The organism is Brevundimonas sp. FG8 (assembly GCF_057808845.1).
Window position 1 is genome coordinate 43,417 of record NZ_JBMDIU010000004.1, and the last position, 24,669, is coordinate 68,085.

Annotated in this window: 25 protein-coding genes; 13 read left to right on the plus strand and 12 right to left on the minus strand. The window is 69.0% G+C overall.

The genetic code is table 11. The annotated features are described in order from the left end of the window. Positions 1-6 precede the first annotated feature (6 nt). From ACODRV_RS09100 to ACODRV_RS09110, 3 genes are all read right to left on the minus strand, one after another. Positions 7-1,437: a purple acid phosphatase family protein gene (locus ACODRV_RS09100; RefSeq protein ID WP_205750738.1), complete on the minus strand. Its 1,431-nt coding sequence runs from the start codon at positions 1,435-1,437 to the stop codon at positions 7-9. 90 nt (positions 1,438-1,527) lie between these two features. Next, the gene (locus ACODRV_RS09105) at positions 1,528-2,934 is read right to left on the minus strand and encodes an FAD-binding oxidoreductase (RefSeq protein WP_488908104.1); all 1,407 of its coding nucleotides are present in this window, start codon (positions 2,932-2,934) and stop codon (positions 1,528-1,530) included. 58 nt (positions 2,935-2,992) lie between these two features. Continuing rightward, entirely contained in the window at positions 2,993-4,423 is a 1,431-nt protein-coding gene (locus tag ACODRV_RS09110) for a LytTR family DNA-binding domain-containing protein (protein WP_488908105.1), read from the minus strand. 112 nt (positions 4,424-4,535) lie between these two features. Here ACODRV_RS09110 and ACODRV_RS09115 point away from each other — a divergent pair, with 112 nt between their 5' ends. From ACODRV_RS09115 to ACODRV_RS09130, 4 genes are all read left to right on the plus strand, one after another. Continuing rightward, a complete protein-coding gene (locus tag ACODRV_RS09115) occupies positions 4,536-5,981 on the plus strand; it encodes an alpha/beta hydrolase (RefSeq protein WP_488908106.1) in 1,446 nt (481 codons plus the stop codon). Positions 5,982-6,044: 63 nt separating this feature from the next. Next, positions 6,045-6,473 carry an NUDIX hydrolase gene (locus ACODRV_RS09120; RefSeq protein ID WP_488908107.1) on the plus strand — a complete coding sequence of 143 codons (429 nt, stop codon included), beginning with the start codon at positions 6,045-6,047 and terminating at the stop codon, positions 6,471-6,473. 95 nt (positions 6,474-6,568) lie between these two features. Then, a complete protein-coding gene (locus ACODRV_RS09125) occupies positions 6,569-7,573 on the plus strand; it encodes an SPFH domain-containing protein (RefSeq protein WP_141627026.1) in 1,005 nt (334 codons plus the stop codon). Positions 7,574-7,576: 3 nt separating this feature from the next. Beyond that, on the plus strand, positions 7,577-8,035 hold the full coding sequence (locus tag ACODRV_RS09130) for an NfeD family protein (protein WP_488908108.1): 459 nt from the start codon (positions 7,577-7,579) through the stop codon (positions 8,033-8,035). A gap of 187 nt (positions 8,036-8,222) precedes the next feature. Here the strand turns inward: ACODRV_RS09130 and rnhA are convergent, their stop codons facing one another. Beyond that, positions 8,223-8,669 (minus strand): ribonuclease HI, encoded by a 447-nt coding sequence (gene rnhA, locus ACODRV_RS09135; RefSeq protein ID WP_488908109.1) that lies wholly within the window; start codon positions 8,667-8,669, stop codon positions 8,223-8,225. A 105-nt stretch (positions 8,670-8,774) separates the two neighbouring features. Here rnhA and ACODRV_RS09140 point away from each other — a divergent pair, with 105 nt between their 5' ends. From ACODRV_RS09140 to ACODRV_RS09155, 4 genes are all read left to right on the plus strand, one after another. Further along, complete coding sequence (locus tag ACODRV_RS09140; protein WP_141627029.1) at positions 8,775-8,993, plus strand: twin-arginine translocase TatA/TatE family subunit; 219 nt, start codon at positions 8,775-8,777, stop codon at positions 8,991-8,993. A 59-nt stretch (positions 8,994-9,052) separates the two neighbouring features. Continuing rightward, positions 9,053-9,613: a Sec-independent protein translocase protein TatB gene (tatB, locus tag ACODRV_RS09145; RefSeq protein ID WP_488908110.1), complete on the plus strand. Its 561-nt coding sequence runs from the start codon at positions 9,053-9,055 to the stop codon at positions 9,611-9,613. After that, on the plus strand, positions 9,610-10,503 hold the full coding sequence (gene tatC, locus ACODRV_RS09150; protein WP_488908111.1) for a twin-arginine translocase subunit TatC: 894 nt from the start codon (positions 9,610-9,612) through the stop codon (positions 10,501-10,503). The genes tatB and tatC overlap by 4 nt, the downstream gene beginning before the upstream one ends. A 64-nt stretch (positions 10,504-10,567) precedes the next feature. Further along, positions 10,568-11,560 carry a hypothetical protein gene (locus tag ACODRV_RS09155; protein WP_488908112.1) on the plus strand — a complete coding sequence of 331 codons (993 nt, stop codon included), beginning with the start codon at positions 10,568-10,570 and terminating at the stop codon, positions 11,558-11,560. Here the strand turns inward: ACODRV_RS09155 and ACODRV_RS09160 are convergent. The 4 genes from ACODRV_RS09160 to ACODRV_RS09175 form a co-directional block, all read right to left on the minus strand. Beyond that, on the minus strand, positions 11,557-11,919 hold the full coding sequence (locus ACODRV_RS09160; RefSeq protein ID WP_488908113.1) for a TonB family protein: 363 nt from the start codon (positions 11,917-11,919) through the stop codon (positions 11,557-11,559). The two genes, ACODRV_RS09155 and ACODRV_RS09160, sit on opposite strands and share 4 nt — an antisense overlap. A 64-nt stretch (positions 11,920-11,983) precedes the next feature. Then, positions 11,984-14,398, minus strand: coding sequence for a hypothetical protein (locus ACODRV_RS09165; protein WP_488908114.1), 2,415 nt, complete (start codon positions 14,396-14,398; stop codon positions 11,984-11,986). A 128-nt stretch (positions 14,399-14,526) separates the two neighbouring features. Then, on the minus strand, positions 14,527-15,936 hold the full coding sequence (gene glnA, locus ACODRV_RS09170; protein ID WP_141627032.1) for a type I glutamate--ammonia ligase: 1,410 nt from the start codon (positions 15,934-15,936) through the stop codon (positions 14,527-14,529). A gap of 74 nt (positions 15,937-16,010) precedes the next feature. Further along, positions 16,011-16,349, minus strand: a complete 339-nt coding sequence (locus ACODRV_RS09175) for a P-II family nitrogen regulator (protein ID WP_141627033.1) — start codon at positions 16,347-16,349, stop codon at positions 16,011-16,013. Between the two features lie 120 nt (positions 16,350-16,469). Between ACODRV_RS09175 and ACODRV_RS09180 the strand changes: the two genes are divergently transcribed. The 4 genes from ACODRV_RS09180 to ACODRV_RS09195 all read left to right on the plus strand — a co-directional run bounded on the left by ACODRV_RS09180 (position 16,470) and on the right by ACODRV_RS09195 (position 20,095). Beyond that, entirely contained in the window at positions 16,470-17,297 is an 828-nt protein-coding gene (locus tag ACODRV_RS09180) for an NAD(P)H-hydrate dehydratase (RefSeq protein ID WP_488908115.1), read from the plus strand. Positions 17,298-17,351: 54 nt separating this feature from the next. Then, positions 17,352-18,122 carry a peroxide stress protein YaaA gene (yaaA, locus tag ACODRV_RS09185; RefSeq protein ID WP_141627036.1) on the plus strand — a complete coding sequence of 257 codons (771 nt, stop codon included), beginning with the start codon at positions 17,352-17,354 and terminating at the stop codon, positions 18,120-18,122. A 64-nt stretch (positions 18,123-18,186) separates the two neighbouring features. Continuing rightward, positions 18,187-19,032: a 3-hydroxybutyrate dehydrogenase gene (locus ACODRV_RS09190; protein WP_488908116.1), complete on the plus strand. Its 846-nt coding sequence runs from the start codon at positions 18,187-18,189 to the stop codon at positions 19,030-19,032. Then, complete coding sequence (locus tag ACODRV_RS09195; protein ID WP_488908117.1) at positions 19,010-20,095, plus strand: patatin-like phospholipase family protein; 1,086 nt, start codon at positions 19,010-19,012, stop codon at positions 20,093-20,095. Before ACODRV_RS09190 ends, ACODRV_RS09195 begins: the two co-directional genes overlap by 23 nt. Positions 20,096-20,347: 252 nt before the next feature. On the opposite strand, the gene ACODRV_RS09200 is transcribed toward ACODRV_RS09195, so the two are convergent. The 4 genes from ACODRV_RS09200 to ACODRV_RS09215 form a co-directional block, all read right to left on the minus strand. Beyond that, complete coding sequence (locus ACODRV_RS09200) at positions 20,348-20,533, minus strand: hypothetical protein (RefSeq protein ID WP_488908118.1); 186 nt, start codon at positions 20,531-20,533, stop codon at positions 20,348-20,350. 135 nt (positions 20,534-20,668) lie between these two features. Next, entirely contained in the window at positions 20,669-21,586 is a 918-nt protein-coding gene (locus tag ACODRV_RS09205; RefSeq protein ID WP_488908119.1) for an L-threonylcarbamoyladenylate synthase, read from the minus strand. Beyond that, positions 21,583-22,140 carry a YceI family protein gene (locus tag ACODRV_RS09210; protein ID WP_141627040.1) on the minus strand — a complete coding sequence of 186 codons (558 nt, stop codon included), beginning with the start codon at positions 22,138-22,140 and terminating at the stop codon, positions 21,583-21,585. The genes ACODRV_RS09205 and ACODRV_RS09210 overlap by 4 nt, the downstream gene beginning before the upstream one ends. Further along, positions 22,140-22,691, minus strand: coding sequence for a cytochrome b (locus tag ACODRV_RS09215; RefSeq protein ID WP_141627041.1), 552 nt, complete (start codon positions 22,689-22,691; stop codon positions 22,140-22,142). Before ACODRV_RS09215 ends, ACODRV_RS09210 begins: the two co-directional genes overlap by 1 nt. A gap of 129 nt (positions 22,692-22,820) precedes the next feature. Here ACODRV_RS09215 and ACODRV_RS09220 point away from each other — a divergent pair, with 129 nt between their 5' ends. Beyond that, on the plus strand, positions 22,821-24,605 hold the full coding sequence (locus tag ACODRV_RS09220; RefSeq protein WP_488908245.1) for an acyl-CoA dehydrogenase: 1,785 nt from the start codon (positions 22,821-22,823) through the stop codon (positions 24,603-24,605). The last annotated feature ends 64 nt before the right edge of the window (positions 24,606-24,669 follow it).

Here is a 24,669-nt window from a genome sequence, read left to right on the forward strand (position 1 = left end):
ACCCGGTCAGTCCTTGATCTCGGCCGTGCAGGGGCGGTCGTCCGGTCCGGCGGCGCCCTCGCAGCGGCGGGCGGCCAGAAGGGTCTCTTCCGTCTCGGTCAGCCGGTTCAGCCCGTCGGCGCCGCGCGTCAGGGTGAAGGCGTCATACAGACGACCCGTGGCGGTGAAGGCCCGGAACGACAGGGTGTCGGCATCCACGTCGATCAACTGGTACAGCTCGGTGTTCTCGGCGGCGCGGACCGGCTGGCTGTCGGCGCGGTCGTTCAGGCCGTACATCTTCGAGCCCGTCACCGAGACCACATAGACCGGCCCCTGCGGACGGCCCGCATCGCTGTTGGCGCGCGAGGCGGCGGCGCCGGCGGGGTCCGAGACCCGGCCATAGCAGTGGTCATGTCCCTGCAGCACCAGATCGATCCGGCGGGCGTCGAAGATCGGCTTCCAGGCCGCCTTCAGCGCCTCGGTGTCCTCGGGCCGGGCGCAGGTGTAGAGCGGCTGGTGGAACAGGGCGACGTTCCAGCGCGCGGTGCTGGAGGCCAGCGTCTGGTCCAGCCAGCGGGTCTGGCTTTCCAGCCCGCCCAGATCCAGCGCCGCCGTGCCGTCCAGCACGATGAAGCGAACCCCCTGATAGTCGACGAAATAGCTGGTCTGCTCGACGCCCGGCGCGCCGTTGGTCGGCAGGGCGAACTGCAGCGACCAGTGCGGCCCCAGCACCCGCGACTCCGTGCCGTCCGCCAGAATGTGATCCACGTATTCGTGGTTGCCCGAGGCCGGGATTTGCGGAGCCATGGCGAAGGCGCGGCCGCCCGCCTCGGTCCATTCGCCCCACTCGTCGTCGTGCACCTTGGTCTCGCGCTGGGCGACCAGATCACCGGCGTGGACGACCAGCGCCGCCGGACCGGCTTCGCGCAGGGCCGAGCGGATCACCCGCGAGCCGATCTCCAGAATGTCGTTCTGGGTGTCGCCCAGATAGATGAAGCGGAAGGGCTGGAAGCCCTCGGCGGCGGTCTGGAACGGCAGCCACTCGCTCCAGCCGTCGGCGGCGCGCACACGATAGACGTAGCGGGTGGACGGGATCAGCCCCTCGAAGCGCACCTGATGATAACGGGCCTCGCCGTTCTCATTGGCGATGGAGGCCGTCGTTCCCGCGACCGTGCGGGCGATGAAGCCCAGCAGGGGGCCGTCGATCTCGACCGCGATCTGGGCCTCGGCGGTCGTCTGGCGAACGTCCGTGCGCCAGGCCACGGCGGCGCCGCGCGCGGCATCGGCGCCGGGCGTCAGAACGATCCGGTCGGCCCAGCCCCGGGCGGCCCAGCGGCCGTTCGGCGCATGCTTCGGCGGCGGCGCGACCTCGGGGTCCGGCGGCGCCACGATCTGCGCCATCGACGGCGCGGCGGCGAACAGCAGGGCGCCCGTGAGGGCGGCGGCCGACAGCTTCATTGGAGTATCCCCGACTCGATCCTGAAGCGGCGGACCTAGCGGGGCTTTGCGACGGTTTTGTGCGGGTCCGGAGCCCCTGCGACAATCCGGCTAGAACAGCACCGCCGGGTTCATGATCCTGAGGGGATCAATGGCCGCCCGCACCGCCTGCATGGTCGCGACCTCCAGCGGGGTCTTGTAGCGCCGCGCCTCCTCGGTCTTCAGCCGCCCAAGACCATGCTCGGCCGAGATGGAGCCGTTGTAGCGGGCGACCACATCGTGAACGACCTCGGAGCCCTGCATCCAGCGCCCGATGAAGGCGGCATGCTCCACGCCCGGCGGGCACAGGATGTCGTAGTGCATATTGCCGTCACCGACGTGGCCGAAGGCGCTGATCCGCGCGCCCGGTTCGAACCGCTCTACCGCCGCCGAGGCTTCATCCAGGAAGTCGGCGATGCGCGAGACGGGGACGGAGACGTCGTGCTTCCAGCCGCCGCCCTCGGGCTTCTGGGCCGCTGACTGTTCCTCGCGGACCTTCCAGAAGGCGGCGCGCTGGGCGTCGTTCTGGGCGATGGCGGCGTCGGTGATCAGCCCGGCCTCAAAGGCGTCGCCCAGCAGCCGTTCCAGCGCCGCCTCCGCTGCCCCCGGCTCACCCGACGCCAGTTCGATCAGCACATACCAGGGCGGCGTCGTCTCCAGCGGCTCGCGCGTGTCGGGGATGTGCTTCAGGGCGAACTCGACCCCGATCCGCTTCATCAGCTCGAACGCCTCGACGCCCCCGCCGGTCTCGGCCTTTGCCCGGGCCAGCAGTTCGATGGCCGCATGGGCGCTGTCCAGCCCCACCACCGCCGTCGCCCGCGAGCGCATGATCGGGAACAGCTTCAGCGTCGCCGCCGTCACCACCCCCAGCGTCCCCTCGGCCCCGATCAGCAGCTGCTTGAGGTCATAGCCGGTGTTGTCCTTCCGCAGCCGCTTCAGGCCGTGGAAGATCTCCCCGTTCGGCATGACAGCCTCGAGACCCAGCACCAGATCGCGCATCATGCCGTAGCGCACCACCTGCGTGCCGCCCGCATTGGTCGAGATGACCCCGCCGATGGTCGCTGTCCCCTCGGCCGCGAGGCTGAGCGGGAAGCGCCGTCCGGCCGCCTCGGCCGCCTGCTGCGCCTCCAGCAGGGTGATCCCCGCCTCGACCGTCATGGCGTCGTCCAGCGGCGTCACATCGCGCACCACCCGCAGCTTGCGTGTCGACAACAGGACCTCGCCGAACGGAATCTGCCCGCCGACCAGCCCGGTGTCCCCGCCCTGCGGCACGATGGCCACCCGGTGCTGCGCACAGATCGTCACCAGCTTCGCGACCTCTTCGGTCGAGCGCGGCGTCAGCATCAGGGGCGTATGGCCCTTCCACCGGTTCCGCCACTCGGTCAGCCAAGGGGCGATATCGGACGGATCATCGGTCCAGCCGCCACTACCGGCGGCGGCCTTGAGGGCGGCGAGAGCTTCAGGAGACGGGGAGGTCATGGCCTGTTGTGGCAAGGGTTGAGAGGGAGCGCCAGTTGAAACCGGGTCCGCCGCACAGTCATTCCGATGCGGGTGACGGCGCAACGTCTTCCAGCGCCTCCCGCACCGTCCCCAGCCGGTTCCGGCTGATCGGCAGGGGCTCGCCCTCGCGCATCAGCAACCGGTTACGCCCGCCCTCGCGCTCAAGCCCCCGAACCTGATCGAGATTGGCGATCACCGAGCGATGGACCCGCAGGAAGCTGTCCGGCAAGTCCTTCTCCAGCCGGTCCAGACGCGCCGCGTGCAGCAGGCGCCGCCCCCCGATCAGGCGCAGTTCGACGTAGTCGTCCGCCCCGACGATGGCGATGATGTCCGCCAGCGGCACCCGCTCGACGCCGCGCGCGGAGGCCACGGTCAGGCAGTTCGGGCGGGCCGCCGCGCGGGTCAGCGCCACTTCGCGGCTCTGGTCGTCCCGCCCCAGCCGCACCACCTCGATCATCAGCAGCGGCAGCACCAGCCCGGCGGCGAACAGGAAGTAGGACAGGTCGGTCAGCCAGGCCGGAAAGATCAGCGCGACCGCCAGAAACAGACCCAGATAGGCCAGCGTCGGACGCGCGCCCGGACAACGCCGCCAGACGGCGACGGCGGTTACCGACACCGAAATGGCCAGACCGACGATCAGGGCCAGCACCGTCTTGGCGTCAAAGCCTTCGACGAAAACCGTGGCGACGACCGCCACCACGGTGACGGCGAGGACCGGGCGACGCGCCTGTGGCCAGAATCGCGACACCGCCCACGACACGAGCAGGATCGAGAACACCGCAGCCAGTCCCCAGATCCCGACCAGTCGCCAGCCGTGGACGGGATAAGCGTAGGGAACGAGCGTCCGCAGGCTTTCCAGGATCGCCTGCAACCCCGCCACCGCCGCCAGCGCGCCCAGCATCAGGCTGGAACCGGTGCGCCGCAGACCGTGGATCAAGCCGAATCCGAAGGCGGCGGCGAACAGGCTTCCCGCCGCGATGAAGGCCATGGCCAGCAGCGGCGCCCGCGACGGCCAGGGCCAGCGTCCGACCAGCAGCCCCGCGATGGGCCCGTCCAGCCGTACCCGTCCGTGGAAGGACGACATGCGGATGACGATCTCATTGTCCGCCTCGCGCCACAGGTTGTCCGGGATCGGGAAGGCCGCCTCATAGCGTCCGGCGATCTCCTCCGACTCCGACGCGCCCGGCTGACCGTTCGCGCCCAGCCGGTGATCGTTCAGCCAGACCTCGGACGACGCCACGCCGACGACGTACAGGGCCTGAGGCTCATGCCCGGCCGCACGCTGGACCGTGGAGCGCAGCCAAAGCTCGCGCCCCTGCGGATCGATCACGCCCTCGACCGGACGGCAGTCGGTCAGCACCGGCGCCGCCGCGCCCGATACGGCACGACATGAGTCCCAGCCCTCCTGCGCCCGCAGCGCGGTCGGAAGGGCCGTCAGAAGGATCACGAAAACAAGCAGTCGCCACATGGTTTGCACCCTAGCGCGCCGTTCACCGGAAAGCGCCGCCGTTCACCGATGCAGGACGACCCTTCGCCGAAACGCGCTCCACACCTGCGCAAGTCCGGTCTCCAACAGGCTCATGACCCACACAGCCCTGAACCGTCGTTCCCTTCTCGCCGCCGCCGGCATCGCCGCGCCGGCCCTCGCCCTGCCGTGGAGCGCCCGCGCGCGGACGCAGGCTGAGGCCGGTCCCTTCCGCTTCGTCGCCGGGAACGGTCAGGAGACCGACGCCGAGCGCGGCTTCTTCGAGGTCCCGGAGGATCGCAACATCCCCGGCTCGCGTCGCATCCGCATCGGCTACGTCCGCTTCCCCTCGACCTCGCCCAATCCGGGACCGCCCATCGTCTATCTGGCGGGAGGACCGGGCGGCTCAGGCCCCCGGACGGCGATGGGGCCGCGCTTCCCGATCTTCATGGCCCTGCGCGCGGTCGCCGACGTCATCGCCCTCGATCAGCGCGGAGTCGGCCTGTCGGCGCATATCCCGGACCGCCCCGCCGCGACCGGCCCCTTCCCCGCCCTGACCCGCGACGGCATGACCGGCTGGTATCGGGACGAGATGCAGAAGGCCTGGGTGGACTGGACCCGCGCCGGGGTCGCCATGACCGGATACACCACCGAACAGAACGCCGACGACATCGAGGACCTGCGCCGCCACCTCGGCGTCGACAAGGTCAATCTGTGGGGCATCAGCTACGGCGCCCATCTGGCCCTCTCGGTCCTGAAGCGGCACCCGCACTCCATCGGCCGCGTCGCCCTGGCCAGCCTTGAGGGGCAGGACCAGACGGTGAAGCGCCCGGCGCGAATCGACGCCTTCCTGAACCGCGTGGACCGGCTGCTGGACAACGACCCGGTCGCCCGCGCCGCCATCCCGAACCTGCCCGCCCTGATGCGCCGCGTGCATGCGCGGCTTGAGGCTGATCCGGTGACGCTGACCCTCGCCAACGGCGAAGTCGCCCGGCTCGGCGGCTTCGGCGTGCAGCTTCTGGCCGGCGGCATGGTCGCCAACCCGCCCTCCCTGTCGATGCTGCCGCGTCTCTATCTGGCGCTTGACGCAGGGATGACGGAGGCCTTGGCGCCGATGATGCCGCCGCCCTCGAGCCTGTTCAGCCTCTCGGGCATGCCGGAAGCCATGGACATCGCCTCGGGCATCTCTCCGGAGCGGCTGGCTCTGGTTGAGGAAGAACGGAAGACGGCCGTGCTGGGCGACGCCTTCAACTTCCCCATGCCGCATCTGCTGGGTGCGATCCCCGGCCTCGATCTGGGTCCGGACTTCCGCGCGTCGATCCACATCGACACCCCCGCCCTGCTGGTCGCCGGGTCGCTGGACGGCCGAACGCCGCTGGAGGAACAGGCCGAGGTCATCGCCCAGTTCCGCAACCGGTCGCAGGTGCTGGTCGAAAACGCCGGCCACAACGTCTTCGAGGCCCATCCGGAGGTGCAGCCCCTGCTGGTCCGCTTCTTCAGTGAGCAGCCCGTCGCCGACACCACCCTGACCCTGCCGCCGCCGACGTTCGCGGCGGGATGAATATCGTCATCCGGGATCGGGCCTCATGGACAGATACAGGCGAACGCCGGGATAGTCGGAGCCATGTCCGCGCCCCTCTCCGCCCTCCCCGTCCCCGCCCCCATCCCGGCAGTTGGCGTCGTCTGTCTGCGAGACGAGACTGTCCTTCTGATCCGCCGGGGCAAGCCGCCGCGCATGGGCGAATGGAGTCTGCCCGGCGGCCGCATCGAACCCGGCGAGAAGGCCGTCGATGCGGCCTTGCGCGAACTCATGGAAGAGACCGGCGTCACCGCCCGGATCACCGGCCTGCTGGACGTCGTGGACGGCATCTTCCCCGAGGCGAACCGGCACTACGTCCTGATCGACTACGCTGCCGACTGGGTGTCGGGCGAGCCGGTGGCGGGGGACGATGCGCTGGAGGCGCGGTTCGTGCCGCTGGATCAGGTCGAGGCCCTGATCGACTGGTCCGAAACGCGGCGGATCATCGCACTGGCGGCCGCCAAACGCAGCTGAACGGCGAAGATTACGGGGTTGTCATCAACCACCGGTCCGGTTTCGGTGGCGCCCGCCCCGCGGCCTGATACGCTGAAGGGAATTGGGAGGCTTTGATGGACTTTTCTATTCTCTTCTTCGTGGCGCTGGTCGTCCTGGCCTTCGTCCTGCTGTTCAGCGTGGTGAAGATCGTGCCGCAAGGCCGTGAATTCACTGTCGAACGCTTCGGCAAATACACCCGCACCCTGTCGCCGGGCATCAGCATCCTGACCCCGTTCGTCGAGCGCATCGGCCGTCGCATGAACATGATGGAGCAGGTGCTGGACGTCCCCACCCAGGAAGTCATCACCAAGGACAACGCCGTGGTGAAGGTCGACGGCATCGTCTTCATCCAGGTCATGGACGCCGCCCGCGCCGCCTACCGCGTGGACGACCTGCCCTACGCCATCTCGCAGCTCTGCATGACCAACCTGCGGACCGTCGTCGGCTCGATGGAGCTGGACGAGGTGCTGTCGCAGCGTGACTCGATCAACACCCGCCTGCTGCAGGTGATCGACGCGGCGACCGAGCCGTGGGGCGTCAAGGCCAACCGCATCGAGATCAAGGACCTGACCCCGCCGTCCGACATCACCAACGCCATGGCGCGTCAGATGAAGGCCGAGCGTGAACGTCGCGCCGTCGTCACCGAGGCGGACGGCGAGAAGCAGGCCGCCATCACCCGCGCGGAGGGCGCCAAGCAGGCCGCCATTCTGGAAGCCGAAGGCCGCCGCGAAGCCGCCTTCCGCGACGCTGAGGCCCGCGAACGTGAAGCCGAGGCCGAAGCCCGCGCCACCGCCATGGTGTCCGAGGCCATCGCCCGCGGCGACGTGAACGCGATCAACTACTTCGTCGCCCAGAAGTATGTGGAGGCCTTCGCCGAACTGGCCCGCAGCCCGCAACAGAAGACGGTGATCGTCCCGTCCGAGATGGGCGCCCTGGTCGGGACCATCGCCGGCATCGGCCAGCTGGTCGGTCTGGCGCAGGAGCAGCAGGGCTCGACCCCGCGTCCGGCGCCCGCCGCCGCCGCGCCCAAGCCGCCGACGCCGCCGCGCCCGCCTCGTCCCGCCGTTCCCCGGAGCTGATCCATGGACGCCCTGATCGAGCTCCACACCGCCCAGCCCTTCTGGATCTGGCTGGCGCTGGGCGTGATCCTGCTGGCGGTCGAGGCGGCCTTCTCGACCGAGTGGCTGCTGTGGCCCGCCGTGGCGGCCGGGGTGGTGGCGGTGCTGACCGCCATCGGCCTGTCACCCGGCTTCTGGGGCGAGGTCGCCCTGTTCGCCGCCCTCACCGTCGCCGCGACCCTGCTGTCGCGTCGTCTGGTGCAGAAGGTGAACCCGTCTGACGTCCCCGACATCAACGCCCGCGACAGCCGCCTGATCGGCCAGCGGGCGCAGGTGGTCCAGACCTTCGTCGATGGCCGCGGCCGGGTCTTCGTCTCGGGCGCCGAATGGTCGGCCGAGATCGAGGGCGTTGCGCCGGCCGCCGGTGAGAGCGTCATCGTCGAAAGCATCGACGGTCCTCTGCTGAAGGTCCGCGCGACTTAACCCCTCCACCACCCTTCGGGTGGTCCCCCTCCCCAGCTTCGCTGGAGAGGTGAGAGTTTGAGTTCACCTCTCCACGCAGTGGGGAGGTGGCTCGACGGCGAAGCCGACGAGACGGAGGGGTCAGAGTGACGGAGCCGTCAGAGCCTTTCGCCCCTCCCGGCCCTCGCCAGAGGCAGGAGCGAGTATATCAGCGTTTGCCCATCGCCTCCGCGCAGCCCCTGTTGGCCAGCTGATCCGCGCGCTCGTTCAGCTCATGCCCGGCGTGACCCTTGACCCAGTGCCACTTCACCTCGTGTCGCGAACGCGCGGCGTCGAGGCGTTTCCACAGGTCGTCGTTCTTGACCGGCTTCTTGTCGGCCGTCTTCCAGCCCCGCGCCTTCCAGCCGCGGATCCATTCGGTGATGCCCTGCATCACATATTTGCTGTCGGTATGCAGATCGACGCGACACGGGCGGGTCAGGGCCTCCAGCGCCATGATCGCCCCCATCAGCTCCATCCGGTTGTTGGTGGTCAGCGGCTCGCCGCCCCACAGCTCCTTCTCATGGCCGCCCCCGGCCTGAAGGATGGCGCCCCAGCCGCCGGGCCCCGGATTGCCCTTGCAGGCGCCGTCGGTGTGGATGATGACGTGACTCATCCGCGCGCTGTAGCAGGTTCCCTTGGCGTCCCGCCACCGAACCGCCTATATGCGGCATGAAAGTATGACCGGGCCGCGCATCGGCCCGAACGAGGAGATACCGCCGTGGGCGCTATGAGCATCTGGCACTGGGTCGTTGTGGGCCTGATCGTCCTTCTGCTGTTCGGCGGTCGCGGCAAGCTGTCCGGTCTGATGGGCGACGCCGCCAAGGGCGTGAAGGCCTTCCGTGACGGCCTGAAGGACACCGACGAGAACAAGCCGAAAGACGAACGCGCGGGCGCCCTGCCCCGCACGGACGCCGAAAAAGAAGACCTGAAGTCGTAATCGCGCGTCCGCGCCGGAGAGACTGACGGATGGGTGGCCTGGGCCCCGGTATCGGGGGCATGGAATACGTTGTGATCGCCATCGTGGCCCTGCTTGTCGTGGGGCCCGAACGGCTGCCCGCCATGCTGAACAAGCTGGGCAAGCTGGTCGCGCGCGCGCGCAACATGGCCAATGAGTTCCGCCACAGCTTCGATGAGATGGCGCGTCAGTCCGAACTGGACGACCTGCGCAAGGAGGTCGAAGCCCTGCGGACCGGCCAGAGCCGCATGATGCCGCTGGGCGCCGAGGCCGAGGCTACGTTCAAAAGCATCAGCGACGACCTGAACCGCCCGCTGAACGCCCCCTCGCCCGCTCCCGCCCTGACCGGTCCCGAGGAATGGCCTGACGCCGCGCCGGTCATGGAGCCGCTGGAGGCCGAGCCCGAAGCGAAGCCCGCGGCCAAAGCCCGCAAGACCCCCGCCTCCACAGCGACTTCGAAAGCGAAGCCGGCTGCGAAAGCCGCGTCCGCCAAGCCCGCTCCGGCGAAGAAGGCTACCGCCCCGTCCCCGGCCAAGCCCTCGGCCAAGGCGCCTGCCAAGCCCAGGCCGAAGACCACTCGCAAGAAGGCTGTCGAGCTGTGAGCGCCACTGACCGGGACGATGCCGAGATCGAGGCGTCGCGCGCGCCCCTGATGGATCACCTGATCGAGCTGCGCAGCCGGCTCCTGTGGTCTGTCGTGGCCTTCATCCTGGCCTTCCTCGTCTGCTTCTACTTCGCCGCCGACATCCAGATCTGGCTGATCAAGCCGTTCCAGGCCGCCTATGCGATGCACTCCATCGCCCAGGCGTCTGGCGCGCACGGGGCCAATCCGCTGGAGCTGATCGCCGTCACTGCCGGCCTGCACCCGATCCCGCCGGGCGCCGCCGCCACCGTGGCCCTGCAGGCGACCGCGCCGCTGGAGCAGCTTTTCACCAAGATGAAGGTGGCCGGCTTCGGCGCCATCGCCCTGGCCTTCCCGGTGCTGGCCTACCAACTGTACCGCTTCGTCGCGCCGGGCCTGTATCGCAACGAGAAGGGCGCCTTCCTGCCCTTCCTGTTCGTCGCCCCGGTCCTGTTCATCGTCGGCGCGGCGCTGGTCTACTTCGTCATGCTGCCGTTCGTGATGTGGTTCTCGCTCAGCCAGCAGATCGCCGCCGACGGCATCGTCGTGGAGCTGAACACCAAGATTTCCGAATACCTCAGCCTGGTGACCTCGCTGATGCTGGCTTTCGGCCTGTGTTTCCAGCTGCCGGTCGTCACGACCCTGCTGGGCATGGCCGGGATCATCACCTCGAAGATGATGTCCGAGTTCCGTCGCTACGCCATCGTCGCCGTGGTGGTGGTCGCCGCCGTCGTGACCCCGCCGGACCCCATCAGCCAGATCATGCTCGCGGTGCCGCTGGTGCTGCTCTACGAAATCTCGATCTGGTGCGTCCGCATCATCGAACTCCGCCGCAAGAAGGCGGACGAGGCCGAAGGACTGGCCGCCTGATCTCTCCCTGTTAGTCCGTCCGTAACGCCGTCCGGGCAACCTGCGGGCGAAACGGGAGCGTGACATGGGCCTGACCGACCTCTGCAACGACATCATCGCGCGCGGCGAGGTGACGTCTGCCGACATCCTAGCCCTGCGCCGGGACATCTTCGGCGAGATCACCGTCACTCGCGACGAGGCCGAGGCCCTGTTCCGCGTCGACGAGGGAACGGAGCGCCGCGTCGCCGAATGGCGCGACCTGTTCCTGGAGGCCCTGACCGACTGGCTGATCCGCCAGCAGGAGCCGCGCGGCTATGTCACCGACGAACAGGCCCAATGGCTGATCGCCCGCATCGAGGCCGACAAACGCGCCCGCGACGGGACCGAGATCGAACTGGTCGTCCGTGTGCTGGAACAGGCCGACGCCGCCCCCGCCTCGCTCGCGGCCTTCGGCCTGAAACTGGTCACCCGCTCCGTGGTCGGGAATGACGGCGTCATCTCCGCCGCCGAGGTTGAACGCCTGCGTCGGCTGATGTTCGCCCCGTCCGGCCCGGGCCGTCTGGCCATCTCGCGCGAGGAGGCCGGCGTCCTGTTCGACCTGAACGACGCCACCCGGGGCGCCGCCAACGATCCCGCCTGGACCGACTTCTTCATGCGCGCGGTGGCCAACGCCGTCACCGCCGCCGCCGGCTGGGCCCCGCCCGGTCGCGAGGAGGCCCTGCGCCGCGAGCGCTGGCTGGCCGACCCGAACGACGGGATCGCCGAGGCCTTCGCCCGCGAGCACGGCGCCATCCCCACCAGTCCGTCCGGCAAGAACCTGTGGTTCATCCAGGCCTTCGCCTGGGCCATGCGCGAGCCGTCGGCCGACAACCTCTACGCCCGCCGGGTCGAAGACAATGCCCGCGCCGCCGCCACAGCCGCCCCGGTGGACCGCGAGGAGGCCCGCTGGCTGATCGACCGCATCGGCCGCGACGGCGTCTTCGACGACAATGAGCGGGCGCTGATCACTTTCCTGCGCGAACTGGCCCCGCAGACCGACGAGGCGCTGGAGCCCCTGATCCGGCAGCTTGCAGCCTAGCGTCGCTCGACGCCCTCCACGACCGAGGTCAGGGTCACGGTGACCTCGCTGCGGACCGGACGACCGTCCACCAGCCGGGGCTCCGCCAGAGCCTCGCGGGCGGCCCGACGCGCGGCCGCCGACAGCCGCTCTCCGACCGAACTGTCGGACACGATCACACAGGCCTCCAGCCGGCCTTCCTCGGTCATCTCGCAGGTCATCACCACCGTCCCCTGCGGCGGCTGACGCCCGGCCCCGCCGCGGGTCGTCCGGCTGCCGTTCGACAGCACCGGCGGCCGGATCCAGCGCGGCGGCTCCATCTGCACGGGCGAAGCGGCCTGCGCCTGCAGGGCGACGACAGCGAACAGGATCGAAAGCATGGGGCCTCACAGGACTCTCGCCCGCCTTATCGACCCGCCCGACCCAAACGGAAAGGGCGCCCGGTCAGGTGATCCAGCTGGACAACTCCTCGACCTCGCAGGCGTCGCTGGCCGCCTCCTGACAGGTCACCATGAACTGGCCGCCAACCCATCCGGCGGACCAGATGACCAGATGCCGGCGATCATCCAGCGAGGAATAGATGTCGACCGACGGCGGCAGGAAGGGCGCGGGCCCGGTCTTCATCCGGTCCGCCTGCTCCGGCGTGTAGACCAGCAACCGGAACGGCAGGGTCAGCCCGGCGAACATCGTGGGGTCCCCGACCATGATGCGGCTGACCATCCGCGGCGCGGTCCCACGGGCTTCCGAAATCATGGACAGGACGTCGTCCGGATCGGTCGATGCCTGTGCGGGCATCACGATCGCGCCGGCGTCGTGCCCGGTCAGGGCGTGGATAATGGCCGCCGCCAGTTCGGACCGGGCGTTCCGCGCACCCTTCGCCCGCGCGGTCAGCGGCATGGGGTCAACCCCGTCGAACACGCCATCCCCGTCGCTGTCCGGGTTCGCCGGGTCGAGCAGGAGCCGGCGTTCGGCGATGTCGGTCAGGCCATCGCCGTCGCTGTCCCGCTCCACGTCAGCGAGGTCGCGCTCGATCACCACCCCGTCCTCCTCTCGCAGCAGACCGAGACCGACCGGCGGGAAGGTGATGGAGCGGGGATCGATCTCCCGCACCTGGGTCTCGATCCGCACCCGCCCGTTGTCGATCAGGGGGACCGCAGAATCTCCCGTCGGCACATAGGGGAAATGCATCTGCAGCCCCAGATAGACGGGCTCACGCCATCGTTTGCCCTCGGTGCGCGCCATCCACAGACCGGGTGCCGGAATCTCGCCGGACAGATCATATTCCGACGAGCCGAACAGGATTACAGCTTCCCCGTCGATCACCTGCAGGCGCAGAATCGCACGCTCATCCACGGGTGGAGGCTCAACCCCGGCAGGCAGCGGGAGCGGCGGTGGGTTCTCGTACGCCTCATACTCCTGCTGGGGGGTCCGCGTCGGCGCGACCCACGCCCTCGCCCCCGCCGGCAGGACAGCTTCCGCCCACCCCTCGGGCCGGTAGGGTCCGGTGAACGGCCTCTGCGCCTCCCCATCTCGCGGGCCAGCCGCCCAGGCGGCTTCGATGTCCACCCACAACGTTTCCCGTTGCATGGCGTAGGGCGCCAGAAGCGTGGTCATCCGGGCCAACTGTCCCGGGTTGTCGGACCGATAGTAGAAGCGGCGGCGCGCCATGATGTCCGCAATGGTCCCGTGGCCGGCGTCGCGAACCCGCGCGATCACCAGTCGCCGGGTGGCGGGGGCATAGTTCAGGAAGGCCCATCCCTTCGCCTCGCCGAGCCCGCTCGACCGGTCGGACTGGTCCGCCGCAACCAGCCGGTCGAACAGGTCCGCATTCGCGATCCGGGGCTCCAGCGCCTCCAGCAAGGCGCCGTGAACACCCTCCAGTTCCTCCGCTGAAGGCTCGCCAAGACGCGCGTCGCCTTGGGCCAGCACCGCCCGGGCTTCATCGTGAGCGCCCTGAAGCCAGAGGGCCGCGGCCAGATCGTCGATCATCGCTCGCCCGGCGCTGCGCGTGAGGCAGGCCGGAGGCGTCTCCTCATCCGTCGCCACGCAGGGTTCGGCGGCCAGCGGCAGTCGGCTCGTCAAGGCGTCAGGCCAACCCCGCCAGGTCGCGACAGCCCGGTCGTTCAACCCCAGCAGCAGATACCGGCCCAGGATCGACTGGGCATAGACCGCGCGGATTTCCTCCGGCGCCCCCTCCGCCGTCAGACTCGCCAGCGCGCCCGCCAGCGCCGCCAACTGCCAGCCGTCCCACGCATCAGGAGACCCGTCCAGGCGCATCCGATCATGACGCAGTGCGTCGACGATCTCCGGCGCGCCGGGCTCTGCAACCATCAGGGCGACGCGCAGGGCATCATCCTCCGTGTAGTCGTACAGAGATCTCAGAATCTGAATCTTCCGGGGGTGGGCGGCGGTGGCGTCGATGAAGGCCGCCGAGGAGAAGAACCCGTACTGGCTGGCCAGATTACGGCCCACCGTCTCCAGCAGTTGACCGCTCTCCTCGGCCATACCCGCTGCAATGATGGCGTCGTAGCCGAACCCCGCCCACGCCTCGCACCCGGCCTCCTGGCAGCTATCCCGAAGGATCGCCGAGGCGGCGATGGCGTCGGCCCACAGACGGGCCTGTTCCGGCGTGGCGCCGACCTCCCGGCCGAACCGGACAACCGCCGCATCCTGGCGACCTCCGTCCTCTGCCGCGGCGAACAGCCGATCCTCCCATGTCAGGGGTTCGCCATCCGTCCGATAAGCGCCGTAGCTGGCCTCCAGAAAGGCCTCCCAAGCCGCCTGCGGCATGGCCGCCGCCGGCGTTCCCGCCATCAACAACGCGATCGCGCCCGCCGTCGCCAGAAGAAGTTTCCGCATCCTCGCCCCCGCTCTGATCGGTTGAGCGTCACCATAACTTGCGGCGGCATTACGGCTGCCGCCCAAAACGAAAAGGGCGCCGGACGATCTCTCGTCCGGCGCCCTCCTCGATCAGCCCCCGCTGTCGATCAGCAGCTGTAGTACATGTCGAATTCGACGGGGTGCGGGTGCAGTTGCAGCCGCGCGACTTCTTCCTTCTTCAGCTCGATGTAGCTGTCGATGAAGTCGTCATCCATCACGCCGCCCTTCTTCAGGAAGGCGCGGTCAGCGTCCAGGCTGTCCAGGGCTTCCTGCAGCGAGCCGCAGACCTCCGGGATGTTGCCGCGCTCTTCCGGCGGCAGGTCGTACAGGTTCTTGTCGGCGGCCGCGCCCGGATCGATGCGGTTCTCGATGCCGTCGAGGCCGGCCATGAGCAGGGCCACGAAGGTCAGGTAGGGGTTGCCCATCGGGTCCGGGAAGCGGGCTTCGATGCGCTTGGCCTTGGGCGAGTTGACCCACGGAATACGGATCGAGGCCGAACGGTTGCGCGACGAATAGGCCAGCTTGACCGGCGCTTCGTAGCCCGGGACCAGACGCTTGTAGGAGTTGGTGGTCGAGTTCGAGAAGGCGTTGATGGCCTTCGCGTGCTTGATGATGCCGCCGATGTACCACAGGCACATGTCCGACAGACCCGCGTACTTGTCGCCGGCGAACAGCGGCTGGCCGTCCTTCCAGATCGACTGGTGCACGTGCATGCCCGAGCCGTTGTCGCCGAAAGTCGGCTTGGCCATGAAGGTCGCCGACTTACCGTAGGACGCGGCCACGTTGTGGATCACGTATTTATAGAGCTGCAGACGGTCGGCCATGGTCAGCAGATCGCTGAACTTCAGGCCCAGTTCGTGCTGCGCCGGGGCGACTTCGTGGTGGTGCTTCTCGGGCTGCATGCCCAGGTCGCGCATGACGCCCAGCATTTCGCCGCGCAGGTCCTGGGCGCTGTCGACCGGGTTCACCGGGAAGTAGCCGCCCTTCGGCCCCGGGCGGTGACCCATGTTGCCTTCCGAGTACTCGGCGCCGGTGTTGGCGGGCAGCTCGGTCGAGTCATAGGTGTAGCCGGTGTCGTGCGGAGCGGTGCTCCAGCGCACGTCGTCGAAGATGAAGAACTCGGCTTCCGGGCCGAAGAAGACGGTGTCGCCCACGCCCGAGGACTGGACATACGCCAGTGCCTTCTTGGCCATCGAGCGGCTGTCGCGGTTGTAGGCCTCGCCGGTGTCCGGGTTCAGCACGTCGCAGAACAGGAACAGGGTGGTCTGCTGGTAGAACGGGTCGATCCAGTAGCCGTTCAGGTCCGGCTTCAGCAGCATGTCGGACTCGTTGATGGCCTTCCAGCCGGCGATCGACGAACCGTCGAACATCGTGCCCTCTTCGAGGAATTCCTCGTCGACCAGGTCGATGTCGAAGGTGACGTGCTGCATGCGCCCCTTGGTGTCGGTGAAGCGGAGATCGACGTAGCGAACGTCTTTCTCCTTGATCTCTTTGAGGATCTTGCCGGCGTCGCTCATTTTCGAGGTCCTGTTTCTTATGGGGAGGTTCAGTGACGATCGCCCCCGGAAGGCCGACCGGTAGTCTGGGTGGGTCAGACCGCTTGCGCGCCTGTCTCACCGGTTCGGATGCGAATGACGTCCAGGACGTCAGACACGAAAATCTTGCCGTCGCCGATCTTGCCGGTGCGGGCGGCGGTCTGGATCGCCTCGATCACCGAGGGGGCCAGGTCATCCGGCACCACCACCTCGATCTTGATCTTGGGCAGGAAGTCGATGACGTATTCGGCGCCGCGGTACAGTTCCGAATGGCCCTTCTGGCGCCCATATCCCTTGGCTTCGAGCACGGTCATGCCCTGAACGCCCGCGTCCTGCAGGGCCTCTTTCACTTCATCCAGCTTGAAGGGCTTGATGACGGCTTCAATCTTTTTCATCGGCGTTCCCGGGCGGGCTCTTGAATGCCTCGCGCTCGGGCACCAAAGGGACATTGCATTGCACAATAAGGCAAGCCCTTTTCCACCGGTGGCGCCATCCGTGAACGGAGTAGAGGCGAAGTGATCACGGCCAAGCTTCCCGACTGGCGAGACACCCTGCCCTGGCCCGGGCCGGAGACGCACAAACATGCGCGGGGGCGGCTGGGCGTCGTGTCCGGAAAATCGACCCGCACAGGGGCCGCCCGCCTCGCCGCCCGCGCCGGCCTGCGCATCGGCGCGGGCGTGGTCACCATCCTCTGCCCGCCGGACGCCGCCTCCGTCATCGCCCCGGCCGTCGAGGCCGTCATGCTGACTCCCTTCGCCTCGGACGAGGCGCTCTCCGCCGCCGCGAAGGGCATGGACGCCGCCGTCATCGGCCCGGCGGCGGGCGTGAATGAATCCACCATCGCCAACATCCGCGCCCTCGCCGAAACCGGCGCGGCTCTGGTGGTCGATGCCGACGGCCTGACCGTGTTCAAGGATTGGCCCGAGGAGCTGTTCGGCCTGCTGGACCGCGACGACGTCCTGACCCCGCATGAGGGCGAGTTCAAACGCCTCTTCCCCGGCCTGCTCGACAAGGGACGCGAGGCCGCCGCCCGCGCCGCCGCGAAACGCGCGGGCGCCGTGGTGGTGCTGAAGGGTCCGGCCACCATCATCGCCGCTCCTGACGGCCGCCTGTCGGTCAACGACAACGGCGTGCCCTGGCTGGCCACCGCCGGGACCGGCGACGTGCTGGCGGGCATGATCGGCGGCCTGATCGCCCAGCGGATGGACAGTTTCGACGCCGCCCGCGCCGCCGTCTGGATGCACGCCGAGGCCGCCCGCCTGTTCGGCCCCGGCCTGATCGCCGAGGACCTGCCCGACCGCCTGCCCGCCGTGCTGGCGGCGCTCTATGCACAGCGCCGCTGAACCGCGACCCGACGCCCGGTTCAAATCGTCACCGAACGGGCCTAACAGGGCGCCATGTTGATCGTCCTCTCCCCGGCCAAGCGGCTGGACTTCACCGAAGCCGACCCCGCCGTTCCCGCCTCGGAGCGCCGCTTCCTGGAGGACACCGCCTCCCTGTCGAAGACCGCGCGCGCCCGCACCGTGGCCGAGCTGCGCAGCCTGATGAGCATTTCGGACGATCTGGCCCGCCTGAACCGCGAACGCTTCCTCGCCTTCCAGCCCGACTCGCTCGACGGCGTGCAGGCCGCCTTCGCCTTCGCGGGGGATGTCTATGAAGGGCTGCAGGCCCGCACGCTGGACGCCGCCGGTCTGGACTACGCCCAGTCGCACCTGCGCATCCTGTCGGGCCTCTACGGCCTGCTGCGTCCGCTGGACCGCATCCAGCCCTATCGTCTGGAGATGGGCACGCGGCTGAAGACCCGTCGCGGGTCGAGCCTGTACGACTTCTGGGGCAACCGCATCTCCCTGTGTCTGAACGCCGATGCCGAGGGCCAGCCGGACCAGACGCTGGTGAACCTCGCCAGCCAGGAATATTTCGGCGCCGTGGACGCCAAGGCGCTGAAGCTGCCGGTCGTCACCCCGAACTTTTACGAGGAGAAGGACGGCGTGCGCCGGATCATCTCCTTCTTCGCCAAGCGCGCCCGCGGGACCATGGCCCGCTACGCCATAGACCAGCGGATCGAGAAGGCCGAAGACCTCAAGAGCTTCGACCGCGACGGCTACCGCTTCGACGCCGCCGCCTCGACCGAGACGGACTGGATATTCATCAGATCGGGAAATTCTTGAGCCCGACCGTCGTCATGGCGTATGGCTGGGTCCAGAGTCGAAAAGACCCGAGTGAGGAAACAGCATGTTCAAATGGCCCAAGCGTGATGACTCCTCCGGCGCGAGTGAACCGTTCCGCGACATCGGCGATCTGAAAGGTCAGGTCGCGGTCATCTCGGGCTCCACCTCGGGTATCGGTCTGGCGCTGGCCCGGGCCGTCGCCAGCCGGGGCGGCGACGTGGTCATCAACGGTCTGGGCGATCCCGCCGAGATCGAGCGCACCCGCGCCGAGATGGAAGCCGGCTGCGGCGTCCGCGTCCGCTACCACGCCGCCAATATGATGCGCGGCGAGGAAGTCGCCGACATGGTGGCCTACGCCAGGCACGAGCTGGGCCGGGTCGACATTCTGGTCAACAACGCCGGCATCCAGCACGTCGAGGCCGTCGAGAAATTCCCCGCCGACAAGTGGGAGCAGATCATCGCCATCAACCTGTCGTCGACCTTCTATGCGACGCGGGCGGCGATCCCGATCATGAAGGCGCAGGGTCGCGGCCGGATCGTCAACATCGCCTCGGCCCACGGTCTGGTCGCCAGCCCGTTCAAGTCGGCCTATGTCGCCGCCAAGCACGGGGTGATCGGCTTCACCAAGACCGTCGCACTGGAACTGGCGCAGGACAACATCACCTGCAACGCCATCTGCCCCGGCTTCGTCGAGACCCCCATCGTCTCCAGGCAGATCGACGATCAGGCCCGCACGCGCGGCATGTCGAAGGAGGCGGTCCTGAAGGACGTCATCCTCGGCTCCCAGCCGACCAAACGCTTCGTCACCACCGACGAACTGGCGGGCATCTTCCTCTATCTGGTCAGCGACTTGGGCGCCTCGGCCAACGGGGCCAGCTTCTCCATCGATGGCGGCTGGACCGCCCAATAGGCCCGAAGGGAGGCCGGCTCTGACCAAATCCAAGGCCGCCTCCTCCCGCCCGACCATCAGCCTCGCCCTGCAGGGCGGCGGCGCCCACGGCGCCTTCCAGTGGGGCGTGCTCGACCGCCTGCTGGAGGACGGCCGCCTCGACGTCCGCGCCGTCACCGCCGCCTCGGCCGGGGCCATGAACGGCGCCGCGCTGATCAGCGGGCTTGAGATCGGCGGTCCCGACGCCGCCCGCGCCCAACTCGACAAGCTCTGGCGCGAGGTGAACCAGTCCGGCGGCCGCAATGTCTTCGGCGACAGCTCGATCTGGAGCCAGGCCCTCACGCCCGGCTGGCTGAAGGACACCGGCCTGTGGCGCACGGGCGAGAATCTCGCCCTGTCGATGAGCCCCTACCAGTTCAACCCCTTCAACCTGAACCCGCTGAAGCGGGTGCTGGACAACGCCGTCGATTTCGACGCCGTCCGGGCCTCGGGCATCAGCTTCTTCGTCTCGGCCACGGCGGTGAAACAGGGCCGCGCCCACGTCTTCCGCACGCCCGAGATCACCCCCGACGTCCTGCTGGCCTCATCCTGCCTGCCGCACCTGTTCCAGGCGGTCGAGATCGAGGGCCAGCCCTATTGGGACGGCGGCTATCTGGCCAACCCGGCCCTCTGGCCCCTGATCCACCCGGACACGCCGGACGACATCCTGATCCTGCCGCTGAACCCCTTCGTCCGCGAGGAGACGCCCCATGCGGCGGGCGAGATCATGGATCGCCTGAACGAGATCGTCTTCAACGCCCCGCTCGTCTCCGAACTGCGCGCCTTCGCCCTGCTTCAGTCCCTGATCGCCGAGGGCCAGCTGAAGGCGGGCGACCGCCACCGGGTCCAGGCGATCCGTATGCACGCCATCGAAAGCGACCGCTGGCTGGGCGACCTGTCTCTGGGGTCAAAGTTCGACACCGAATGGACCTTCCTCAACCGGCTCAAAGGCTATGGGCGCGAGGCGGCGGAGGAGTGGCTGGCGCAATGCTTCGACGCGGTGGGCGAGCGGTCGAGCGTGGATGTGAAGGCGCGGTTTCTCTGACGTTCGTCATCCTCCGGCGCGCGCAGCCTGCGGCTTGTCATCCCCGACACAGCGAAGCGGAGATCGGGGACGCACTATGCTCTCCCACCATAACTCCCGGAAATCGCAGCGCGATTATCCGGGAGCCGGCCAGCCGCAAGCCGTGCCCCGGACAGCTGCTGGCGCAGCTTCCGGGACGGTCATTCTACGCACCGCACCGTCCCGGATCGCCGCATGCGCGGCGTCCGGGATGACAAGCGCCAAGCCCCGACGCTACGCGCCCGTGTCCTCGCGGATGAGCACCTGATCACCCCAATAGCGGATCACCGCCGGCTGATCCCACGGGCGAAGCTCGAACCAGTACTGATCGCCCCAGAGCGGTTCGCTTCCCCGCGTCATGCCGCTGATGACGGTGAGGCCGTCTTCATCCGTCCGCACCACCTCGACAGGCCAGCGCATGACGTGTCCCCCGACTACCGTCTCCAGAACACCATCGGAGGCGCCCGCCGGGTCGAAGCGGACGATGTACGATCCCTCCGGACCTGAAAACGCTTGGGCGAAAGCCTCAGGTGTTTCCGTTCCCACAGGCCAGCCCTACCCGATATGCCCCGCCGCCCGGCTCAGCCGGTCGTTGATCGCCTCGCCCAGCCCGGCTTTCGGGATCGGCGACACGGCGATGCCCGCGGGCTTCTCGCGGTCGGCCTCACGCAAGCGCCGGAACAGATTGGCCGCCGCCTCGCGCAGGTCGCCCGTCGGGCTCAGGCTCCAGCGGGCGTCGCCGACCCCCGGCCCGAAGCCCAGCAGCAGTTCGCCCCTGTGCAGGGTCGTCACATTGATCCGCACCGGCGCGTCCGGCGCATAGTGCAGCGTCAGGCGGCCCGGCGAGCGATGTCCCTCCCCGCCTGTATCCAGCGGGCCGACCACGGCCTCCAGCTCCTCGCGCGTCACCGCGCCCGGGCGCAGCAGGCTGACCTTGCCGTCCAGCACCGAGACCACCGTGCTCTCCACCCCCACCGCGCAGGGGCCGCCGTCCACGCCCTCGGCGGCGGCGAAGCCGGTCTCGTCCATCGCGTCCTGGAAGGTGGTCGGGCTGGGTCGCCCGGAGCGGTTGGCCGACGGCGCCACCACGGCCCCGCCGAACAGGTCCAGCACCGCCCGCGCCTTCGCATGGCCCGGCACGCGCACGGCCACGCTGTCCAGCCCGGCCCGCGCCAGATCGCACACCGCCTCCCGGTCCCGCACCGGCGCCACGAGGGTCAGCGGTCCCGGCCAGAAGGCCTCGGCCAGCCTGCGGGCGTTGGCGTCGAACAGGGCGATCCGCTCGGCGCCCGCCGCATCCGCCACGTGGGAAATCAGGGGGTTGAAGCGCGGTCTTCCCTTGGCCTCGAAGATCGCCGCCACCGCGCTCGCGTTCGAGGCGTCGCCGCCCAGGCCATAGACCGTCTCGGTCGGCAGCAGGATCAGCTTGCCGTCCGCCAGCGCCCGCGCCGCCGCCTCTTCCGCGCCGCTCACGCCCGTCGGGCCTGAAGCGAGACCCGCACCGTCACCTGCCGCTCGATCAATCGGTTCCAAACGCCGGAAGTCCCTATGCCGAAGTCCGCCCGGTCGAAGGCGAAGCCGCCGGTCATCTGCGCCCTCGTCCCCTCGGTGCGCAAGTCCATCGGAAAACTGACGGGCCGCGTCACCCCCCGGGCGGTCAGGTCGGCGCGCGCCGTGAACCGTCCGCCGCCCAGCGGCTGCAGCGCGCGGAGCTGGAAGCGGATCACCGGATGCCGCTCCGCGTCCAGAAACCCCGGCCCCAGCGCCCGCTCGGTCACCGAGGCCGGCCGCATCCGCAGCGAGCGCACCTGCACCACCACCGTCGCGCGCGACCGCTCCGGCGCGGCCGGATCCACCGTCAGATCGCCGCCCCAGTCCTCGAACCGGCCCGTCTGCGTGCTGCCCAGCGCCCGCACCGACAGGTCGATGGTCGAGGCCGCGCGATCAATGCGCCACGCCTCCGGCGCCGCCGTGAAGGCGGTCAGCAGCAGCCACAGAAGCGCCGCGCCCGGAACCAGCGACCGCATCAGGGGCGTCTGGCGAGGAAGGGGACCATCCGGCCCAGCACGGTGTCCCGGTCGATGAACTGGTGCTTCAGCGCGCCGATCACATGCAGGGCGACCAGTCCGTAGACGGTCTTCACCGCGATGCCGTGCAGGTCCATCAGCGCGCCCGCCGTCTCCCGCCCGCCGCCGACCGGCAGCAGGGGCCAGTTGAACAGACCGAACCAGACAATCTCGCGCCTCATCGCCGAACTCGCCGCCCAGCCGGTCAGCGGCAGCAGGATCAGGGCCACATAGAACAGCACATGCACCGTACCGCTCAGGGCCTTCTCCCACGGCTTCATGGTCGCTGGCAGGGCCGGAGGCGGATTGGCCACCCGCCATCCGATCCTGAACAGGGTCAGCAGCAGCACCGCCAGCCCCACGGACTTGTGAATCTGCACGAACTCCCGCGACATCGGCCCTTCGGTCGCGTCGTGGGCCGAGATCAGCAGGATCTGCACCAGCACCAGCGCGGCGATCAGCCAGTGCAGCAGGATGGAGATCGTCGAGTATCGCTTCCCGGCTTCAGTCATGGGTCCCTTCCCTTCCGCGACGGCGCCCGGTCACTGTGCGTCGATCCGACCCGTTCCGCCACCCCTTGCACAAGGGACCGCGAAGGGGTCATGACCGCCTTACCGCTGTTTCGACTGTCCGGAATTTCGATGACCTACCGCGCCCCGATCCGTGATCTCGCCTTCGCCCTGCAAGCCGTCGCCGGCATTGACCAGGTCGCCGCCACCGGGGCCTTCCCCGACTATGACGCCGATCTGATGGGCGCCGTGCTGGAGGCCGCGGGCCAGTTTTCGGAAGAGGTGCTCGCCCCCCTGAACCGCGTCGGCGACCAGAAGGGCTCGGTCTGCAAGGACGGGAACGTCACCCCCGCCCCCGGCTTCTCGGACGCCTATCGCCAGTTCGCCGCCGGCGGCTGGACCGGCCTGACCGCCCAGACCCACTCGGGCGGCCAGCAGTTGCCCAAGGCGCTTGAGCTGGCGGCCTATGAGACCGTCCACGCCGCCAACATGGCCTTCGGCCTGTGCCCCATGCTGTCCCTCGCCGCCATCGAGGCGCTGGAAGCCGTCGGCACGGACAGCCAGAAGGAAACCTATCTGACCCGGCTGGTCTCCGGCGAATGGACCGGCGCCATGGTCCTGACCGAGCCGGGCGCGGGTTCGGACCTCGGCGCCCTGACCGCCACGGCCGTGCCGAACGGCGACGGGACCTACAGGGTCACCGGCCAGAAGATCTTCATCACCTGGGGCGATCACGACGCGACGGACAACATCGTCCACCTGATCCTCGCCCGCCTGCCCGACGCGCCCGCGGGCCCCAAGGGCATCAGCCTGTTCCTGGCGTCCAAGTATCACGTCAACGCCGACGGCTCGCTGGGCGAGCGCAACAGCTTCTATCCGGTCAGCGTCGAGCACAAGCTGGGCATCCACGGCTCGCCCACCTGCGTCATGGCCTATGAGGACGCCATCGCCGAACTGGTCGGCCAGCCCAATCAGGGCCTTGCCCACATGTTCGTGATGATGAACGCCGCCCGTCTCGCCGTCGGCGTCGAGGGCGTCGGCATCGCCGAGCGCGCCTACCAGCACGCCCTCCAGTACGCGCAGGAGCGCAAGCAGGGCCGCAGCGTCTGGACCGGCGTGGCCAACAGCCCGATCGTCGACCACCCCGACGTGCGCCGCACCCTGTCGGTGATGAAGGCCAAGATCGCCGCCGCCCGCGCCATCTGCCTGTCCACCGGGGTCGCCGCCGACCTCGCCCGCCACGCCGCCACCGAAGAGGAGCGCCGCCGGTGGAAGGGTCGCGAGGACCTGTTCACCCCTATCGCCAAGGCCTGGTCCACCGACGTCGGCTGCGAGGTCGCCTCGCAGGGCATCCAGATTCACGGCGGCATGGGCTTCATCGAGGAGACCGGCGCGGCCCAGTACTATCGCGACGCCCGCATCGCCCCGATCTACGAAGGCACTAACGGCATCCAGGCCATGGACCTCGTCGGCCGCAAGCTGTCGCAGGACGGCGGTGACGCGGCCAAGGCCCTGATCGCCGACTTCAAGGTCACGCTCGCCGCGCTCGGCAAGCTCTACACCGGCAAGCCGGTCGAACGCTTCGCCAACGCCGTCGAGGCCGTCGAGGACGCCACCCTCTGGATTCTGGACGCCAAGGCCGACGCCGCTCGCGCCGCCGACGTTCTGGCCGCCGCCGATGCCTATCTCAAGCTGCTGGGCGACGTCGCCGGCGGCTGGATGCTGGCCAAGGGCGCGCTGGCGGCCAAGGCTGAACTGGACGCCGGAAACGGCGATCCCGTCTGGCTGAACGGCAAGCTGGCCCTGTACGAAATCTACGCCGCCAACGTCCTCGGCCACGTCTCCAGCCGCCTCGCCGCCGTCGGTCAGGGCGGCGCCCTGCTGGAGCGGATGAGCGTGGACGTACTGGCGGGGTAATTCCCCTCGCTGCTATCGTCATCCCGGACGAGCGCGCAGCGGGCGCGCGCTTGCCCGGGACTTG

Bases quoted from the DNA above. Each gene is read 5' to 3' on its own strand.
- ACODRV_RS09100 (WP_205750738.1), bottom strand. From the start codon at position 1,437: ATGAAGCTGTCGGCCGCCGCCCTCACGGGCGCCCTGCTGTTCGCCGCC.
- ACODRV_RS09105 (WP_488908104.1), bottom strand. From the start codon at position 2,934: ATGACCTCCCCGTCTCCTGAAGCTCTCGCCGCCCTCAAGGCCGCCGCC.
- ACODRV_RS09110 (WP_488908105.1), bottom strand. From the start codon at position 4,423: ATGTGGCGACTGCTTGTTTTCGTGATCCTTCTGACGGCCCTTCCGACC.
- ACODRV_RS09115 (WP_488908106.1), top strand. From the start codon at position 4,536: ATGACCCACACAGCCCTGAACCGTCGTTCCCTTCTCGCCGCCGCCGGC.
- ACODRV_RS09120 (WP_488908107.1), top strand. From the start codon at position 6,045: ATGTCCGCGCCCCTCTCCGCCCTCCCCGTCCCCGCCCCCATCCCGGCA.
- ACODRV_RS09125 (WP_141627026.1), top strand. From the start codon at position 6,569: ATGGACTTTTCTATTCTCTTCTTCGTGGCGCTGGTCGTCCTGGCCTTC.
- ACODRV_RS09130 (WP_488908108.1), top strand. From the start codon at position 7,577: ATGGACGCCCTGATCGAGCTCCACACCGCCCAGCCCTTCTGGATCTGG.
- rnhA (WP_488908109.1), bottom strand. From the start codon at position 8,669: ATGAGTCACGTCATCATCCACACCGACGGCGCCTGCAAGGGCAATCCG.
- tatB (WP_488908110.1), top strand. From the start codon at position 9,053: ATGGAATACGTTGTGATCGCCATCGTGGCCCTGCTTGTCGTGGGGCCC.
- ACODRV_RS09155 (WP_488908112.1), top strand. From the start codon at position 10,568: ATGGGCCTGACCGACCTCTGCAACGACATCATCGCGCGCGGCGAGGTG.
- ACODRV_RS09160 (WP_488908113.1), bottom strand. From the start codon at position 11,919: ATGCTTTCGATCCTGTTCGCTGTCGTCGCCCTGCAGGCGCAGGCCGCT.
- ACODRV_RS09165 (WP_488908114.1), bottom strand. From the start codon at position 14,398: ATGCGGAAACTTCTTCTGGCGACGGCGGGCGCGATCGCGTTGTTGATG.
- glnA (WP_141627032.1), bottom strand. From the start codon at position 15,936: ATGAGCGACGCCGGCAAGATCCTCAAAGAGATCAAGGAGAAAGACGTT.
- ACODRV_RS09175 (WP_141627033.1), bottom strand. From the start codon at position 16,349: ATGAAAAAGATTGAAGCCGTCATCAAGCCCTTCAAGCTGGATGAAGTG.
- yaaA (WP_141627036.1), top strand. From the start codon at position 17,352: ATGTTGATCGTCCTCTCCCCGGCCAAGCGGCTGGACTTCACCGAAGCC.
- ACODRV_RS09190 (WP_488908116.1), top strand. From the start codon at position 18,187: ATGTTCAAATGGCCCAAGCGTGATGACTCCTCCGGCGCGAGTGAACCG.
- ACODRV_RS09195 (WP_488908117.1), top strand. From the start codon at position 19,010: ATGGCGGCTGGACCGCCCAATAGGCCCGAAGGGAGGCCGGCTCTGACC.
- ACODRV_RS09200 (WP_488908118.1), bottom strand. From the start codon at position 20,533: ATGCGCTGGCCTGTCGAGGTGGTGCGGACGGATGAAGACGGCCTCACC.
- ACODRV_RS09210 (WP_141627040.1), bottom strand. From the start codon at position 22,140: ATGCGGTCGCTGGTTCCGGGCGCGGCGCTTCTGTGGCTGCTGCTGACC.
- ACODRV_RS09215 (WP_141627041.1), bottom strand. From the start codon at position 22,691: ATGACTGAAGCCGGGAAGCGATACTCGACGATCTCCATCCTGCTGCAC.
- ACODRV_RS09220 (WP_488908245.1), top strand. From the start codon at position 22,821: ATGACCTACCGCGCCCCGATCCGTGATCTCGCCTTCGCCCTGCAAGCC.